We start from the raw sequence: 16,907 nt of genomic DNA, 5'->3' as shown, positions 1-16,907 counted from the left end.
ACAAGACAAGTGCTCATCTTTTTGGGCGGCTTCAAGGAGGTTGAACGATGACGGATCAGGGAACGGCCGAGGGCTACCGCGTCGAGCACGACTCGATGGGCGAGGTCAGGGTGCCCGCCGACGCGAAGTGGCGGGCCCAGACGCAGCGGGCCGTGGAGAACTTCCCGGTCTCCGGCCAGCGCCTGGAGCGGGCCCACATCGAGGCCCTGGCCCGCATCAAGGCCGCCGCCGCGAAGGTGAACGCCGAGCTGAAGGTCCTCGACCCGGACATTGCCGAGGCGATCCAGGAGGCGGCCGGCGAGGTCGTCGAGGGGCGCTGGGACGCGGAGTTCCCGGTCGACGTCTTCCAGACCGGCTCGGGCACCTCCTCGAACATGAACACCAACGAGGTCCTGGCCACCCTCGCCACCGAGCGCCTGGGCCGCGCGGTCCACCCCAACGACCACGTCAACGCCTCGCAGTCCTCCAACGACGTGTTCCCCTCCTCGATCCACATCGCCGCCACCGCCGCGGTCACCGCCGACCTGATCCCCGCCCTGGACCACCTCGCCGCCGCCCTGGAGCGCAAGGCGGAGGAGTTCGCGACGGTGGTGAAGTCCGGGCGCACCCACCTGATGGACGCCACGCCCGTCACCCTCGGCCAGGAGTTCGGGGGCTACGCCGCCCAGATCCGTTACGGCGTCGAGCGGCTGCGCGCCTCGCTCCCCCGCCTCGCCGAACTCCCCCTCGGCGGCACGGCCGTGGGCACCGGCATCAACACCCCGCCCGGCTTCTCCGCCGCCGTCATCGCCGAGGTGGCCCGCGCCACCGGCCTGCCGCTCACCGAGGCCCGCGACCACTTCGAGGCGCAGGGCGCCCGGGACGGCCTGGTGGAGACGTCGGGCCAGCTGCGCACCCTCGGTGTCTCGCTCACCAAGATCTGCAACGACCTGCGCTGGATGGCGTCCGGGCCGCGCACCGGCCTCGCCGAGATCTCCCTGCCCGACCTCCAGCCCGGCTCCTCGATCATGCCGGGCAAGGTCAACCCGGTCATCCCCGAGGCCGTCCTGATGGTCGCCGCGCAGGTGACCGGGAACGACGCCACGGTCGCCGCCGCGGGGGCCGCCGGGAACTTCGAGCTGAACGTCATGCTCCCGGTCATCGCGAAGAACCTGCTGGAGTCCGTGCGGCTGCTCAGCAACGCCTCCCGGCTGCTCGCGGACCGCACGGTGGACGGCATCACGGCGCACGCGGAGCGGGCCAGGGAGTACGCCGAGTCCTCGCCGTCCGTCGTCACCCCGCTGAACAAGTACATCGGCTACGAGGAAGCGGCCAAGGTCGCCAAGAAGTCGCTCGCGGAACGCCGGACGATCCGTGAGGTCGTCCTCGAAGGCGGCTACGTGGAGCGCGGAGACCTGACCGAACAGCAGCTCGACGAGGCCTTGGACGTGCTGCGCATGACCCGCCCGTGACGGGCGCCACGGTGCCGGGGCCGCGCGCTCCGTAGGATCTCTCCATGACGGGTACCGGAGGGACCGAGCGCTGGGCGCCGGGTGAGCAGATTCTGTGGCGCTACCGCGGCAACGGCCCCGAACGGCCGGATTCCGCCGCTCACGCGTTCCACATCTGCCGCCCGGTCACGGTCGTCCAGGACACCGAGGAGCTGCTCGCGGTGTGGGTGGCGCCCGGCACCGAGTGCGTGAAGCCGGTCCTCGCGGACGGCACCGAGGTGCACGCCGAACCGCTCGCCACCCGGTACACCGCCCCGCGCACGACGGCCCGTTCGCTCTGGCTGGGCAACGGCGTGCTGAAGCTGGCCAGACCCGGCGAGCCCTGGTCCGTCTGGCTGTTCTGGGAGCGCGGCTGGCAGTTCCGCAGCTGGTACGTGAACCTGGAGGAGCCGCGCACCAGGTGGGCCGGGGGCACCGACTCCGAGGACCACTTCCTGGACATCTCCGTCTACCCGGACCGCAGCTGGCTCTGGCGCGACGAGGACGAGTTCGAGCAGGCCCAGCGGGTCGGCCTGATCACGCCGGACACGGCGCGCCGGGTGCGCGAGGCGGGGCGCGAGGCGGTCGGGATGATCCGCTCCTGGGGGGCGCCGTTCCGCGACGGCTGGGAGGACTGGCGGCCCGATCCGGCGTGGCGGGTGCCCGAACTCCCGGACGACTGGGACCGCCGGCCGGACGGTTCGGACCGTACGGCTTCCGCCATGCCGTCGTGAGACCCTTGATGCACCCCAGGGGGGCAAACGTAGGATCGTCCCGAGGAGTGCGGCTCGGCCCCAACCGGCAGGCGGGGTGCAGGACCTGACCGTAAGTCATCGGCTCGTCGCGCGGACCGCGCCCTCAAGGGTCGCATCGGCGTCATGAGTCGCACGAGTTGCCCGCATCGCATGAGCCACTACGAGGGGGTGGAGACGTGTCCGCTGACCGCTGCCGCTCCCATGGAAACGTTGTCACCGGCATCCTGATCGGACATCGCGTTTCGGCCCCGTACGACGGGGAAGGCGATGTCAGCCGTTGTTATTGCCGCTCCTGCCGGGGCACAGTAGCGCCCCACAAGGTGATTGCCTCATACAACCGGCCCGGACGGACGGAATCCCACGCGTGACGGAGCACCCCACCTCCCACGAAGGCCGGCAGCCTCTCGCCGCCCGGCCGCAGGAACGCACCCGGCCGCGACAGCGGGACGCCGCCGTGGCGGCCGCCGCTGCCGCCACGGCGATCCCGGCACCCGCCAAGGGCCCCGCGGGCGCGGCCCCCGATCCACAGGCGGCGACGCGGCGCGAGGGCGACCGGCTGCGCTTCGTGGGGGCCGCGACCCGGCGGATCGCCCGGGGCATCGATCTGGACGAGATCGTGCTCGGGCTGTGCCGGGCCAGTGTGCCGACGTTCTCCGACGCCATACTCGTCTACCTCCGCGACCCGCTGCCCGTCGGCGACGAGCGGCCGGTCAACCCGTTCGTGCTGCGGCTGCGCCGCTCGGACCGGCTGCGGCTGACCGACGAGGAGACCGAGAGCCTGTCCGAGACGGAGCGGCTGCGGCTGCCCGCCGTCGACCCGCAGGCCGACCTGATGCCCGCCGCCGAGCTCTGCGAGGTCCGCCCCGGGAGCGCTCTCGCCGAGGTGCTGCGCGGGGTGCGGCCGGTCTTCGGCGACTCCGCGGCGGCCCGCGTCGCGCTGCCCGAACTGCTGGGCGCCGACCGCTCGGTGCCGTCCGGCCACCGGGTGATCCTGGCCCCGCTGCGCGGCCGGCGCCGGGTGATCGGGGCGGCGGTCTTCCTGCGCGGCGCCGAGCGCCCGGCCTTTGAGGCCAATGACCTCCTGGTCGCCGCCCAGCTGGCCACGCACACCGCCCTCGGCATCGACAAGGCCGTGCTCTACGGGCGCGAGGCGTACATCGCGGACGAGCTCCAGCGCACGATGCTGCCCGACTCGCTCCCCCAGCCGACCGGCGTGAAACTCGCCTCGCGCTACCTCCCGGCCGCCGAGACGGCCCGGGTCGGCGGCGACTGGTACGACGCGATTCCGCTGCCCGGCAGCAGGGTCGCCCTGGTCGTCGGGGACGTCATGGGCCACTCCATGACCTCCGCCGCGATCATGGGCCAGCTCCGCACCACCGCGCAGACCCTGGCCGGGCTCGACCTGCCCCCGCAGGAGGTCCTGCACCACCTGGACGAGCAGGCGCAGCGCCTCGGCAGCGACCGCATGGCCACCTGCCTCTACGCGGTGTACGACCCCGTCGCGCACCGCATCACCGTCGCCAACGCGGGCCACCCGCCGCCCGTCCTGCTCCACCTGGGCGGCCGCGCCGAGGTCCTGCGGGTGCCCCCGGGCGCCCCGATCGGCGTCGGCGGGGTCGACTTCGAGGCCGTCGAGCTGGACGCCCCGGCCGGTGCGACGCTGCTGCTGTACACCGACGGGCTGGTCGAGTCGCGGCTGCGGGACGTGTGGACGGGGATCGAGATGCTGCGGGAACGGCTCGCCGCGACCGCCCGGCTGACCGGCCCGGACCACTCGCCGCCGCTGGAGGCCCTGTGCGACGACGTGCTGGACATGCTGGGCCCCGGTGACCGCGACGACGACATCGCGCTGCTCGCCGCCCGCTTCGACGGGATCGCGCCGAGCGACGTCGCCTACTGGTTCCTGGACCCGGACGAGTCCGCTCCCGGCCGGGCCCGCCGACTGGCCCGCAGGGCGCTCGGCCGATGGGGCCTGGACGACCTCTCGGACTCGGTGGAGCTCCTGATCAGCGAGGTGGTCACCAACGCCGTGCGGTACGCGGAGCGCCCGGTCACCCTGCGCCTGCTGCGCACCGAGACCCTGCGCTGCGAGGTCGGCGACGACTCCCCGCAGCTCCCCCGGCAGCGTCGCGCCAAGGACATGGACGAGAACGGCCGCGGCCTGTTCCTGGTCAACCGCCTGGCCCGCCGCTGGGGCGCGACGCGCCTGTCGACGGGCAAGGTGGTGTGGTTCGAGATGCCGACCGGGGGGCGGTGACCCGCCGGTTCAGCAGGTGGCCACCGGGACCGCGGTCACCGGAGCGGCGTCCGCCCCGCGGTCGCGGGTGAAGGCGTAGCACTGCTGTACGGGTGCGCCGTCGACGCTCTCCCGGACGAGCACCGTGACGACGTCCGCGTCCCCGGACCGTCGTACCTGCTTCACGGAGTACGGGCGCTTCCGCTGCGCGGGGTCGAGGACCCGGGTCGCCTCAGCCGGGGTCACCCGGTCGGCCATGGTCGCCAGGCGCTTGCGCGCGAGCGTCACGTCGAAGCCGACCACCCGGCCGCTCCGGCACGCGCTGTCGTCCCGTTCGGCCCGCTTCGCCGTCCACGTGGTGGCGGGTGCCTTCCGCGCGAACGTCAGGGTGAAGCAGCGCTCCGTCCTGACGGACCCGGCGCCGAGCACGACCCCCTTCTCGTCGTGGTCCGACGAGAAGGGGGCGGTGGCGGCGTAGGTCCCGTGCTCCGGGTCGTACGCGATGACCGGGGCCTTCGTGTGCTGCCAGATGACGCCGACGAGCGCGTCGGGGGCAGCGGAGTGCGTGGCCGACAGCGCCCGGACCGTGTCGTCCGAGGCGCGCCGGGCCTGCGCGCGAACAGAGGCCACGGCCGCCTCCTCCCGCCGCTCGTTCACCCGGTCCGCGTGCCCGGCCGCGTACCAGAAGTACGCGAGCAACGCGGCCGGGACCATCAGCAGAAGCAGACAGCCGGTGGTGACGCGACGGCCGGGCCGCCGCGTCACCACCGGACTGCTGGGAATCGAGGCCATCAGCTCCCCGTGTACTTGGCGTCGGCCAGGGCCTGATCCATGACCTGCGCGTACTTCGTCGTTCCCGAGCCGTTCGGGTGGAAGGACTCAAGACTCGCGCAGATGTCGTCCCCGGGCCAGGGAAGGCACGGGGTCGGAGTCGCGTCGTCCCCGCTGTGGAAGTCGCCGTCGCCGTTCGGCCCGGCCACGATGTCGTGGATGTACGGGTCGCCGTCGCACACCGCATGGCCGCGGAAGGCCGGGATCGCGTCGGCGAACGTGACCTTGAAGCCGCTCGCGGCCAGGCCCTCGACCATCGTCTTCTGCTCGTCGCGCATGTAGTCGGCCAGGTTGTTCAGCACGTCGAAGTTCCCCGTGATGCAGGGATCGTCGGCGACGATGTGCGGGTAGCCCATGAGGACGATCCGGGCGTTGTACGCCGCTCCGCTGATCTCCTTGATGAGTGCCTCGGTGTCCTGGACCGCGGTGTGCGCCTTGCCGGTGAAGTCGTCCTCGTCGCAGATGCCGATGATGTAGCAGTCGGTGACCGCGTTGGTGAAGTTGTCACCGTCGTTGCCGCCGATGGTCAGCATGACCAGGCTCGTGTCCTTGCTGAGGACACCCGAGTCGATCTGGGTCACCTCGTGATAGTTGCCCATCTCACCCCAGGAGTTGGGGTCACCGGATGTCAGCTGCCACGTTTTGGCACCGGAGCACGAGACGTTCTGGAAGTCCATCGAAGCGTCACCGCCGTCGGCGAGCTCGCCGATCGGCTTGCTGGTGAAGGGCAGGACGACCTTGCGAGCCCAGGAGTTCGCGCTGCGACGGCAGGCGTTCCACTGGGAGGTGCCGTGGTCCCGGTCGGACTCGGGCGAGTAGCTGCCGGCTCCCTCACCGGAGGAGTAGGAGTCGCCCATCGCCACGACCATGTGCTGCGGCTTGGCCGAGAGCTTCTGGAAGGCGACCGAGGTGAACGCGATGTCGTCGTCGGCCGTACCGTCGGCCGTGGTGTTCGACAGTTCCACCTGGGGTGTGCCGGTGAAGTGGTACGTACCGAGTTCGAACCAGGTGTTGGTGCCGTAGTGGGTGTTCACATAGCGGTCCCGGTCACCGTCGTCGGTGCCCTTGATGACGTAATGGGCCTGCTGGGTGTGGGCACCCGTGTCGGGCAGGTGGACGAACACGCGCGCCCAGCCGGCACTCTGCCCCAGGGTCCAGGTACCGGTGATGGCCATGGGCCCGGTATCGCCGAGGTGCGCCGAGTTGCGGGTGTGGGTGTACCAGAAGTGGCCGTCGTAGCCGCCACCGACCTGATGGAGGTCGGCCTTCGCCTCGTAATGGTTGTCGGAGTCGGCGTTGAAACCGAACGCGAAACTGCCCTTGGACGAGACCGTCCCGCAGTCGTTCCACGACGGAGTGCCGTCCGGTACGGAGGCGACCACGAGGGAGCCGGCCGGTGCGCCGTCACATACGGGGGTGCCGTACTTGAGCCGGTAGCCGCGTCCCGGTTCCGAGCGCAGCGTCTCGTACTTGATGTGCTCGTGGCCGCAGTTGGTCGCGCAGTCGTCCTTCCAGGTCGCGTTGTCCTTGTGCCACCAGTACTGCGCGTAGCACGCCTCGGTGTCGCAGTCCGGCGGGCTGAGGGAGTCGCAGTTGTTGAACTCGTTGCAGAAGACGCTCAGGTCCGGGGAGACCTTGCTGCGCTCCGCGTTGCTGACCCACCAGGCGGGGTAGAAGCCGGCGGAGCTGAATCCGGATTCGCCCTGCCAGTCCTGCCGTCCGTCCGTGCCGTAGGAGTAGCCCGTGTCGATGGACCAGGCGGACCAGCCCATCACCTTCTCCTCGTACGGCCAGTCCTGCGGGTGTGCCGCGTCATGGTTCGCGTCGGGGTCCAGGCTGGTGTCCATGAAGGGATGGCCCCAGCTCTTCTTGTAGATCGGGTTGGCCGGGTTGTTGTACCAGCCGAGTCCCCAGGGGCCGCTGGAATGCGGGGTGGGCGGGTTGAAGCCGAGGTTGTAGTTCCAGACGGCGGTGAACCAGTTCTCCACCTTCGAGGGGTCGTCGTCGTTGACGGTGACCTCCTGCCCGGCCGTGTGGACCTCGTTCCACTTGTCCGCGAGGATCTGCACGGCCGCGGCGATGTTCACGGCGTAGTCGAGGGCGACGGCCTTCTGCTTCTCCGGCGACAGGCTGGTCTCGCCGGTCTTCTCGTGGCCGGCCAGGCGCATGCCGTCGGTGATCTGCCCGACTCCGTAGCCGCAGTCGGACTCGTCCCAGTGGACCTTCCAGTAGTCACTCGTCGAGCCGGACGCGTCATGCCCGTAGTAGCCGTCGACGGCCGCGAGCGGGTTGCCCATCTGGCCGGGGACGACGCCGGACTCGGCCTGCCACAGGTTCGACTCCTGGGCCAGGATGCCGAGCATCACGTTGGCGGGGATGCGGGCGGTCGCGGAATCGCCGAGCTTCGGCTTGGGGAAGAGACCCTGGGGGTCCACGACGCCGAGACCGTACTGGTTGCGCCAGCCGCCGGTGGTCAGCCACTGCGAGCGCAGCTCGCCGCGCACGGCCATGTCCACGGCCCACTCGACCTGGTTCGGCGTCGGCTGCAGGGCCTGGGCGTTCACATCGTTGCGGGAGATCGAGCACCAGCGGTCGGGGTCCGTCGGCGTGGTGGACGCGGCCGCGGCCGTCGCGCTGAGCGCGGAGGGCGCGGTCTTCGCCGTGGCCCTGGTCCGGTCGGCCAGAGCCGGTGAGAGGACGGCCGGGGACGCGGGGTCGGCGACGGCCGGAAGGACGCTCTGCGTGAGCTTCTTCCCGGTGGTGACGGCCGTCGAGGTGACGGTCACCGGCTCGGCCGGCTCCTCCTCGGCCGGCGGCTGCGGTTCGGGCTCGGCCTTGGTGAATCCGCGGCCCGTGTTCTTGATCCGTTCCAGACCCGCCTGCACCCCCGGAGTGAGCACCGGGTCGACGGCGAGTCGGCCCAGGCCGGACACCGTCGTGTCGGCGGGCGCGTCGAGCACGGTGACACCGCTTCCCTCGACACGCGGCTCCCCGGAGGGACGGCCGGTGAGGAACACGCGTCCGGCGTCGCCCGGCAGGAGTTCGAGGTCACCGACCTTCCCCTTGGCCAGGAGGGCCGGCTTCCCCCGGCCGGTGAACACCTTGGCCTGGGACACGGAGGTGCCCTTGCGGTCCACGAACGCGATCCGGCCGTCCTTGGCGGGACGGATGTCGAACGGGACGCTGTCCGCCGTAGCCAGCTTGGTCACCTTGCCTGCGTGGTCCACGCGGACCACTCCGTGCCCCTGCCCGGCGAGCATGCCGCCCTCGGCCGGCACCGCGCTGGTGAACTGCCCGTCGAGCGTGGCCTCATCGAGCGTCTTCCCGGACGTGTTCACGGTGATCAGGCGCGTCTTCATGGTGCGCACGTCGTTCATCCCGCGGTACGCGGTGAACGCGGCCGTCCCCTGCGCGGCGTTGCACGTGGGGTCGAAGTAGGCCAGTGACGCCGTGAACGGCAGCTTCGTCACGCGCCCGGTGTCCAGGTCCACGATCGCGGTGAAGGCGCCACCCTGCATCAGGTCCGGCTTGTTCGTGAAGGCCCTGGGCGCGTAGGCGACCGCGGCGTGGGAGCGGTCCATGACGCAGGTGTTGCCGATCCACGAGTCCGCGGGCATGCCTGGCTCGGACAGCCTGGCCGCCGTCTTCCACGTGTAGGCGTCCGCGCTGTCGGCGACCAGGATGTGCAGGCCGTCGGTGTCGGCCGCGGCGACCACGGCCCGGTCCTTGGAGCTCTTCCAGCCCTTCCCGAGCTGCCGGTCCGGGTCGGCGACCCGTGCCGGAGGGGCGGGCGCGGTACTGCTCGGGGACGGGGCGGCCTTCGGTGCGGGTGGTGCCGCGACGGCGGGCGCGGCCTGGATCAGACCCCCGACCAGCACGGCGCTGACCGCCAGCACCGCGGGTATGGAGGTCGCTCCGACGGATCTTCCGGCTTTCAAGAGTGCTCCCCTGGCATGCGTCGACGCCGGTCCATGACGGCAGGTCGTGGCGACCTTAGGTGACGCATACAAGGACCTGCCAGGGAACCGGAGTTACATGGCGCATATACGACAAGGCCGATGAGGACAGACCATGACGTCACCGACATGCTCGGTGCGGTCGGGACGGTCGCCTCATCGGCCTTGTCGCGCCGGTCAGCCGGTCAGCGCTCGTCGCTGCTGTCCGGCCGCCGGTCCCCCGAGAGGTCCGGGAGCTCCACGGTGGACGAGGGGTCCGGGTCCGGGTCGGTCGACGGGTTGGGGGGCTGTTCGCTCGTCGGGCCGCCCGAGGGCGAGGCGGGCGGGGAGCTCTGCGGGGACTCGCTGGCCGGCGGGGGCTCGGAGGACGGCGAGGTGGACGGTGTGTCGGAGGGCGAGGGCTTCTCGGACGGCGAGGTGCTCGGGCTCGGCGAGTTGGACGCGGGCGGCGGGCTGACCGCGGCGCCCATGTCGGTGTCGAGGTCGAACTCGCGGGCCTTGCCGACCGAGTGGCCCATGTAGTCGGCCCAGATCTCGGCGGGGAAGCCGCCACCGTTGACGCGTCCGCCGCCGCCGGCGCCCTGGAGGGTCACCTGCGCGTTCTTCTTGATCTCCTTGCCGTCGTCTCCGGTGCGGTCGAAGGCGGCCTCGCCGAACAGGCCGACCGAGGTGACCAGGTTGGAGGTGTAGCCGGTGAACCAGGCCGACTTGTTGTCGTCGGAGGTACCGGTCTTGCCCGCGATGTCCTTGTCGGAGAGCCCCTCCGCGTTGCGGACCGAGCCCCGGGCCGTACCGTCGTCGACCACGCCGGTCAGCACGGACGTCACGGAGTCCGCCGCCTGGCGGGAGATCACCTGGTCGCCGATGGCGTCGGGCAGGTCGAGCGGGGCGTCGCCCTGGTGCACGGCGGTCTTCACGATCTGCGGGGTGACCTGCTTGCCGTGGTTGTCGAGCGTGGCGTAGACCCCGGCCATCTCCAGCGGGCTCGCGCCCATGGAACCGAGGGTCATCGCGGGCGCGGCCTCCAGGTCCTTCACGTTCATGCCGAGCTTGCCCGCGGTCGCCAGCACCTTGTCCATGCCGACGTCCACGCCCATCTGCGCGAAGACGGAGTTGACGGACGCGTTCATCGCGGTCTGGACGGTGATCTGCCCGTAGTTGTGGTCGTCCTCGTTCTCCGGCGCGAAGTACCGGTCACCGCCGACGACGGGGCGCTTGCTGGTGCCGTCGTAGCGGGTGTTCGCGGTGATCTTCTCGTCGTCCTGCGTCTTCGACTCGTTGTCGAGGGCTGAGGCGAGGATGACCGGCTTGAAGGTGGACGCGGGCTGGTAGTCCCTGCGCCCGGCGTTCGAGATCCAGTGCTCGCTCTGGCCGCGTCCGCCGTACAGCGCGACGACCGCGCCGGTCTTCGGGTCGACCGAGGCGGCGCCCGCCTGGATGTCCTTGTCGAGCTTGCGCTTCTTGGTGTCCAGCTTGTCGAGCAGCTTGGCCTCGACCGACTTCTCCAGCTGCTTCTGCTTCTTCTTGTCGATGTTGACGGTGATCGTCCAGCCGCCGCGGTCGAACTGGTCGTCGGTGATGCCCGCCTGCTTGATCACGGCCTCGCGGGCCGCCTGGACGATGTAGCCCTTCTGGCCGGCCGTCCCGTTCAGCGGCTTGGGCTCGCGAGGCACCGGGAACGTCTGCTTCTGGCGCTTGGCGGAGTCGAGCCAGCCCTCCTCCACCATGTTGTCCAGGGTGTAGGCCCAGCGCGCCTTGACGAGCCGCTTGCCGTTCGGACCGGCGACGGCCCAGTCGTACTGGCTCGGCGCCTGGAGCAGCGCGGCGAGGTAGGCGCCCTGCGAGACGTTCAGGTCCTTGGCGTCCACGCCGTAGTACGCCTGCGCGGCGGCTTGGATGCCCCAGGCGCCGCGTCCGTAGTAGCTGGTGTTGATGTACCCGGCGAGGATTTCCTTCTTGGACTTCTTCTGGTCCAGCTTCAGCGAGATGACCAGCTCTTTGAGCTTCCGGGTGACCGTCTGCTGCTGGTCCAGGTAGTAGTTCTTGACGTACTGCTGCGTGATGGTCGAGCCACCCTGCTTGCCCTTGCCGGACAGCGTGTTGAGCAGGCCGCGCGCGGTGCCCTTGAAGTCGACGCCGTGGTCCTTGTAGAAGGACTTGTTCTCAGCGGCGACGAAGGTGTCCTGGACCTCCTTGGGCACCTCCGCGAGGCTCACGATCTCGCGGTTCACCTCGCCGGTCCTGGCGAGCAGGCTGCCGTCGGCGTACTTGTAGACGTTCGCCTGCAACTCCATCTTGGGGTTGCCCTCCGGCACGTCCACCATCATGTAGAGCACGGCGAAAGCGCCCATGCCCAGCAGGATCACCCCGAGGGCGGTGCCCAGTAGTTTGCGCCAGGTGAAGAGCCTGCGTATGCCGCCGCTCTTCGCAGCCCGCCGCTGGGCTCGTCGCGCTTCCGCTCGACCCATCGCTTGGTCGCTCCTGTTTCTCTGCTCTGCTCAGCCGAATCAGCCCGGACCTGCCAGCTAACACCGTTGGCAAGGCCGGAAAGCCGACGATCCGAGGTTTTACGGACGTGAGAATCAGCACCCGTCTCCGATGGAACCGACTCCTGAGGGGTGCGCAAGGTTGCGAGAACCGTTAATGTGTAATCACATTGCTAGCGACCGGCTAGCTGACCATGACGGGGGCCACCATGACCGATCCGCACGACCCCACCACCGCCGCCCAGCCGTCCGCCGGGCTCGCCCCGGACGCGCCGGAAATGCCGGAACCGCAGGTCCGGGAGACGAAGGCGCACAGCATCGGCGGCGGCCTCGGCCTGCTGCTGACCGTGCTCGGCGTGATCGCCGGCATCGCCCTCGCCGTCGTCGGAGGCGTCATCGGCTCGAACGGGAACAACGCCGTGGGCATCCCGCTCTGCATCCTGGGCGTCCTGCTCGCCATCGCCTCGTTCTTCTGCATGGGCGGTGTGAAGATGGTCGCACCGGGCGAGGCGCGGGTGATCCAGCTGTTCGGCCGGTACGTGGGCACCATCCGCACCGACGGACTGCGCTGGGTGAACCCGCTGACCTCCAGCCGCAAGATCTCCACCCGGGTCCGGAACCACGAAACCGCCGTCCTCAAGGTCAACGACGCCTACGGCAACCCGATCGAGCTCGCCGCGATCGTCGTGTGGAAGGTCGAGGACACCGCCCAGGCGCTCTTCGAGGTGGACGACTTCCTGGAGTTCGTGGCCACCCAGACCGAGTCCGCCGTCCGGCACATCGCCCTGGAGTACCCGTACGACGCCCACGAGGAGGGCGGCCTGTCGCTGCGGGGCAACGCCGAGGAGATCACCGAGAAGCTGGCCGTCGAGCTGACCGCCCGGGTGCAGGCGGCGGGCGTGCGGATCATCGAGTCGCGTTTCAGCCACCTCGCGTACGCCCCCGAGATCGCCTCCGCGATGCTCCAGCGCCAGCAGGCCGGCGCGGTCGTCGCGGCCCGGCAGCAGATCGTGGAGGGCGCGGTCGGCATGGTCGAGATGGCGCTGACCCGGATCGCCGAGCAGGACATCGTGGAGCTGGACTCGGAGCGGAAGGCGTCCATGGTGAGCAATCTGATGGTGGTCCTGTGCGGTGACCGCGCCGCCCAGCCGGTCCTCAATACGGGCACGCTCTACCAGTGACCGAGGACAGCCCGGAGGCCGAGGAAGCGCGGGAAGCGCCCCGCGCCCGGTCGCGGCAGCGCAAGCAGATGCTGCTGCGGCTGGACCCCGCCGTGCACGACGCGCTGGCCCGCTGGGCGTCGGACGAGCTGCGCAGCGCGAACGCCCAGATCGAGTTCCTGCTGCGCCGGGCGCTCGCCGAGGCGGGCCGGCTGCCGGGCGGCACGGCACCCATCCCCCGCCGGGGACGCCCGCCGAAGGCGGCGCCGGAGCCGCCGGGCGAAGAGTAGGTCCTGAGGCCCGTCCCGCCAGGGGCGGGCCTTTCACCTGCGCCGTTCGGATGTACCCCCTGCGTATACACAGCAGGTATACACACCATGTAGAGTGCTCCGCATGTCTATCGGCCACACCCTGCTCGGGCTCCTGGAGTCCGGCCCACGCCACGGTTACGACCTCAAGCGGACGTTCGACGAGAAGTTCGGGCACGACCGCCCCCTGCACTACGGACAGGTCTACTCGACCATGTCCCGGCTGCTGAAGAACGGCCTCGTCGAGGTCGACGGCGTGGAGAGCGGGGGTGGCCCCGAGCGCAAGCGTTACGCGATCACGGATGCCGGCATCACCGATGTCGCCACCTGGCTCGCACAGCCCGAGAAGCCGGAGCCGTACCTCCAGTCGACCCTGTACACCAAGGTCGTCCTGGCCATGCTCACCGGCCGCAACGCGGGCGACGTGCTGGACGCCCAGCGCTCCGAGCACCTGCGCCTGATGCGCATACTCACCGACCGCAAGCGACGGGGCGACCTCGCCGATCAGCTGATCTGCGACCACGCCCTGTTCCATCTCGAAGCCGATCTGCGCTGGCTGGAACTGACCGCCGCCCGCCTCGGCCAGCTCCAGAAAGTGGTGGCCCCGTGACCCCCGCCGGCTCCCTGCTCTCCGCGCACGACCTGCACAAGACCTACGGCTCGACCCCCGCGCTGGACGGCGCCTCGTTCTCCGTCCACCCCGGCGAGGTCGTCGCCGTGATGGGCCCCTCCGGCTCCGGCAAGTCCACGCTGCTGCACTGCCTCGCCGGGATCATCACCCCGGACTCCGGCACCATCACCTACGACGGCCGCGAGCTGTCCGCCATGTCCGACGCGGAGCGCAGCGCCCTGCGCCGCACGGACTTCGGGTTCGTCTTCCAGTTCGGCCAGCTCGTGCCCGAGCTCACCTGCGTGGAGAACGTCGCCCTGCCGCTCCGGCTGGCCGGCACCCGCCGCAAGGACGCCGAGCGCACCGCCCGCTCCTGGATGGAGCGCCTGGAGGTCGAGGACATCGGCGCCCAGCGCCCCGGCGAGGTCTCCGGCGGCCAGGGCCAGCGCGTCGCCGTGGCCCGCGCGCTCGCCGCGTCCCCGAAGGTGATCTTCGCGGACGAGCCGACCGGCGCCCTGGACTCCCTCAACGGCGAGCGGGTCATGCAGCTGCTCACCGACGCCGCCCGCTCCTCCAACGTCGCGGTGGTCCTGGTGACCCACGAGGCCCGCGTCGCCGCCTACTCCGACCGCGACGTCACCGTGCGCGACGGCCGGGCCCGTGACCTGGAGCACGCCGTATGACGCTCCTGGACGAGAAGCGGACCCCGGCCCCCGCGCCCGCTCCGCCGCCGGCCCGCCCCTCCCGCACCGCGCCCTGGCTGCGCGACCTCGCCCTCGGCGTCCGGTTCGCCGCCGCCGGCGGGCGCGAGGGCTGGACCCGCACGATGCTCACCGCGATCGGCGTCGGCCTCGGCGTCACGCTGCTGTTCCTCGCCGCCTCGGTGCCGCACGCGCTCGATGCGCGCAACGACCGCGACACGGCGCGCAGCGAGACCAAGATCTCCGAGAACCCGGACGCGCAGGGCAAGAAGTCCGACACCTCGGTCCTGCGGATCGGAGCGGACACCGAGTTCCACGACCGCAGCATCAGCGGCTATCTGATGCGCGCGGAGGGCAGCCACCCGGTGCTCCCGCCGGGCATCGACGCCATGCCCGCCGCCGGTGAGATGGTCGTCTCCCCCGCCCTGAAGGACCTGCTGAACGACCCGGCCAACGCCCTGCTCAAGGAGCGTTACCCGTACAAGATCACCGGCACCATCGCGGACGACGGACTGCGCTCACCCAACGAGCTGATGTTCTACGCCGGCAGCGACACCCTGACCCCGAGCGCGGGCGGCCACCGCGTCACCGGATATGGCGAGCCCGAACCGACCCCGCCGCTGGCCCCGCTGCTCGTGGTGCTGGTGATCATGGTCTGCGTGGTGCTGCTGGCGCCCGTCGCCATCTTCATCGCCACCGCCGTGCGCTTCGGCGGCGACCGCCGCGACCGCCGGCTGGCCGCGCTGCGCCTGGTCGGTACGGACATCAGGTCGACCCGGCGGATCGCGGCGGGCGAGGCCCTCTTCGGCTCCGCGCTCGGCCTGCTCATCGGCCTCGTCCTCTTCCTGGTGGGGCGGCAGTTCGTGAGCCACATCGAGGTCTGGGACGTCAGCGCCTTCCCCTCGGACCTCGCCCCCGACCTGCGGCTCTGCCTGCTCATCGCGGTCGCCGTCCCGCTGACCGCCGTGCTGGTCACGCTGTCCGCGATGCGCTCCGTGGTCATCGAACCGCTCGGGGTCGTACGCAACAACCGGGCCCGCAAGCGCCGCCTGTGGTGGCGGCTGCTGCTCCCGCTCGCCGGACTCGGCGTGCTCGCGCTCAACGGCCAGTCCGGCGAGTACGAGGTCGTCAACCCGTACGCCATCGCCACCGGCGCGGTCCTGGTCCTCCTCGGACTCGCCCTGCTGCTGCCGTGGCTGGTCGAGGCGTGCGTGAACCGGCTGCGCGGCGGGCCGGTGCCCTGGCAGCTCGCCACCCGCAGGCTCCAGCTGAGCAGCGGGACCGCCTCCCGGGCCGTCAGCGGCGTCACCGTGGCGGTGGCCGGCGCGGTGGCCGTGCAGATGCTGTTCGCCTCGATGAACGCCGACTTCAACAAGGCCACCGGGCAGGACCCGACCCGCGCCCAGTTCTACGCCGTGTCGGAGAAGGTCGGCGGCAACGCCGCCGTGGAGACCATCAACGAGTTCCGCGCCACCAAGGGCGTCACCCAGGTCATCGGCATGGTCGAGGCGTACGTCACCAAGCCGGGGAAGTACGGCGACGGGGAGATGCAGCCCACCACGTCGCTGAGCGTCGGTGACTGCGCCACCCTGCGCGAGGTCGCCCGCATCGACTCCTGCAAGGACGGCGACTCCTTCGTCGTGCACCCCAGGAACGACAAGGAAATGGCCGGCTGGATGGACAAGACCGCCCGCAAGGGCAAGGAGGTCGAGTTCGAGTCGGCGAGCGGCCGGAAGCTGCGCTGGACGCTGCCCGCCGACGCGAAGACCGTCGTCAGCCGCAAGGACCCGATCGGCGAGGACCGCTGGGGGATCATGGTCACCCCGGGGGCGATCGACGCGACCAGCCTGCCGGGGGCGACGACCGTCTCGCAGATCCGCATCGACGAGAGCGTCCCGGACGCCGCCGAGTACGTACGCAACACGGCGGCCCGCCTCGACCCCGGCATGCGCCTGGTCACCCTGACGTCCGTCGCACGCGACCGCCAGTACGCCAGCGTCCAGACCGGCCTCCAGGTCGGCGCCACGATCACGCTGCTGCTGATCGCGGCCTCCATGCTGGTCTCCCAGCTGGAGCAGCTGCGCGAGCGCAAGCGGCTGCTGTCGGTCCTGGTCGCCTTCGGCACCCGGCGGGCCACCCTCGCCTGGTCGGTGCTCTGGCAGACCGCGCTCCCGGTGGTCATCGGGCTCGCGGTGGCGGTGGCCGGCGGCCTCTCGCTGGGCGCGGCGCTGTGCTGGATGGTCGGCAAGTCGGTCGACGACTGGCTGGTGTTCCTGCCCCTCGCGGGAGCGGGCGGGGCGCTCATCCTGCTGGTCACGCTGCTGTCCCTGCCGCCGCTGTGGCGCATGATGCGCCCGGACGGGCTGCGCAGCGAGTGACACCGCGGAGGGCGGCC

The 16,907-nt window shown here is 70.9% G+C and carries 11 protein-coding genes; 8 read left to right on the top strand and 3 right to left on the bottom strand.

What is annotated here, in order from left to right; genetic code table 11:
• Nucleotides 1-47: 47 nt before the first annotated feature.
• From AMK18_RS12340 to AMK18_RS12330, 3 genes are all read left to right on the top strand, one after another.
• Nucleotides 48-1,451 (top strand): class II fumarate hydratase, encoded by a 1,404-nt coding sequence (locus tag AMK18_RS12340; RefSeq protein WP_073862810.1) that lies wholly within the window; start codon nucleotides 48-50, stop codon nucleotides 1,449-1,451.
• Between the two features lie 44 nt (nucleotides 1,452-1,495).
• Nucleotides 1,496-2,203 carry a cytidylyl-2-hydroxypropylphosphonate hydrolase gene (gene fomD / locus AMK18_RS12335; protein WP_073862809.1) on the top strand — a complete coding sequence of 236 codons (708 nt, stop codon included), beginning with the start codon at nucleotides 1,496-1,498 and terminating at the stop codon, nucleotides 2,201-2,203.
• 385 nt (nucleotides 2,204-2,588) lie between these two features.
• Nucleotides 2,589-4,481, top strand: coding sequence for an ATP-binding SpoIIE family protein phosphatase (locus tag AMK18_RS12330; RefSeq protein WP_018100923.1), 1,893 nt, complete (start codon nucleotides 2,589-2,591; stop codon nucleotides 4,479-4,481).
• 9 nt (nucleotides 4,482-4,490) lie between these two features.
• On the opposite strand, the gene AMK18_RS12325 is transcribed toward AMK18_RS12330, so the two are convergent.
• The 3 genes from AMK18_RS12325 to AMK18_RS12315 form a co-directional block, all read right to left on the bottom strand.
• Nucleotides 4,491-5,252 (bottom strand): hypothetical protein, encoded by a 762-nt coding sequence (locus AMK18_RS12325; RefSeq protein WP_073862807.1) that lies wholly within the window; start codon nucleotides 5,250-5,252, stop codon nucleotides 4,491-4,493.
• Nucleotides 5,252-9,229 carry an SGNH/GDSL hydrolase family protein gene (locus AMK18_RS12320; protein WP_241836552.1) on the bottom strand — a complete coding sequence of 1,326 codons (3,978 nt, stop codon included), beginning with the start codon at nucleotides 9,227-9,229 and terminating at the stop codon, nucleotides 5,252-5,254. The genes AMK18_RS12325 and AMK18_RS12320 overlap by 1 nt, the downstream gene beginning before the upstream one ends.
• A 203-nt stretch (nucleotides 9,230-9,432) precedes the next feature.
• On the bottom strand, nucleotides 9,433-11,715 hold the full coding sequence (locus AMK18_RS12315; protein WP_073862805.1) for a transglycosylase domain-containing protein: 2,283 nt from the start codon (nucleotides 11,713-11,715) through the stop codon (nucleotides 9,433-9,435).
• Between the two features lie 227 nt (nucleotides 11,716-11,942).
• Here AMK18_RS12315 and AMK18_RS12310 point away from each other — a divergent pair, with 227 nt between their 5' ends.
• From AMK18_RS12310 to AMK18_RS12290, 5 genes are all read left to right on the top strand, one after another.
• Entirely contained in the window at nucleotides 11,943-12,914 is a 972-nt protein-coding gene (locus AMK18_RS12310; protein WP_026171235.1) for an SPFH domain-containing protein, read from the top strand.
• A 68-nt stretch (nucleotides 12,915-12,982) separates the two neighbouring features.
• The gene (locus AMK18_RS12305) at nucleotides 12,983-13,183 is read left to right on the top strand and encodes a hypothetical protein (protein WP_202533684.1); all 201 of its coding nucleotides are present in this window, start codon (nucleotides 12,983-12,985) and stop codon (nucleotides 13,181-13,183) included.
• A 103-nt stretch (nucleotides 13,184-13,286) separates the two neighbouring features.
• Nucleotides 13,287-13,811, top strand: a complete 525-nt coding sequence (locus AMK18_RS12300; RefSeq protein WP_018100929.1) for a PadR family transcriptional regulator — start codon at nucleotides 13,287-13,289, stop codon at nucleotides 13,809-13,811.
• On the top strand, nucleotides 13,808-14,494 hold the full coding sequence (locus AMK18_RS12295; protein WP_018100930.1) for an ABC transporter ATP-binding protein: 687 nt from the start codon (nucleotides 13,808-13,810) through the stop codon (nucleotides 14,492-14,494). Before AMK18_RS12300 ends, AMK18_RS12295 begins: the two co-directional genes overlap by 4 nt.
• Nucleotides 14,491-16,890, top strand: a complete 2,400-nt coding sequence (locus AMK18_RS12290) for an ABC transporter permease (protein WP_073862804.1) — start codon at nucleotides 14,491-14,493, stop codon at nucleotides 16,888-16,890. The genes AMK18_RS12295 and AMK18_RS12290 overlap by 4 nt, the downstream gene beginning before the upstream one ends.
• The last annotated feature ends 17 nt before the right edge of the window (nucleotides 16,891-16,907 follow it).

Source organism: Streptomyces sp. CB01249 (assembly GCF_001905735.1).
Taxonomy (GTDB): domain Bacteria; phylum Actinomycetota; class Actinomycetes; order Streptomycetales; family Streptomycetaceae; genus Streptomyces.
Note: the sequence above shows the minus strand (reverse complement) of the source record. Positions and strands in the feature narration are given on the sequence as shown.

Excerpts from the sequence above, each read along its gene's own strand:
- AMK18_RS12340 (WP_073862810.1), top strand. The coding sequence starts at position 48 with ATGACGGATCAGGGAACGGCCGAGGGCTACCGCGTCGAGCACGACTCG.
- fomD (WP_073862809.1), top strand. The coding sequence starts at position 1,496 with ATGACGGGTACCGGAGGGACCGAGCGCTGGGCGCCGGGTGAGCAGATT.
- AMK18_RS12325 (WP_073862807.1), bottom strand. The coding sequence starts at position 5,252 with ATGGCCTCGATTCCCAGCAGTCCGGTGGTGACGCGGCGGCCCGGCCGT.
- AMK18_RS12315 (WP_073862805.1), bottom strand. The coding sequence starts at position 11,715 with ATGGGTCGAGCGGAAGCGCGACGAGCCCAGCGGCGGGCTGCGAAGAGC.
- AMK18_RS12310 (WP_026171235.1), top strand. The coding sequence starts at position 11,943 with ATGACCGATCCGCACGACCCCACCACCGCCGCCCAGCCGTCCGCCGGG.
- AMK18_RS12305 (WP_202533684.1), top strand. The coding sequence starts at position 12,983 with ATGCTGCTGCGGCTGGACCCCGCCGTGCACGACGCGCTGGCCCGCTGG.
- AMK18_RS12300 (WP_018100929.1), top strand. The coding sequence starts at position 13,287 with ATGTCTATCGGCCACACCCTGCTCGGGCTCCTGGAGTCCGGCCCACGC.
- AMK18_RS12290 (WP_073862804.1), top strand. The coding sequence starts at position 14,491 with ATGACGCTCCTGGACGAGAAGCGGACCCCGGCCCCCGCGCCCGCTCCG.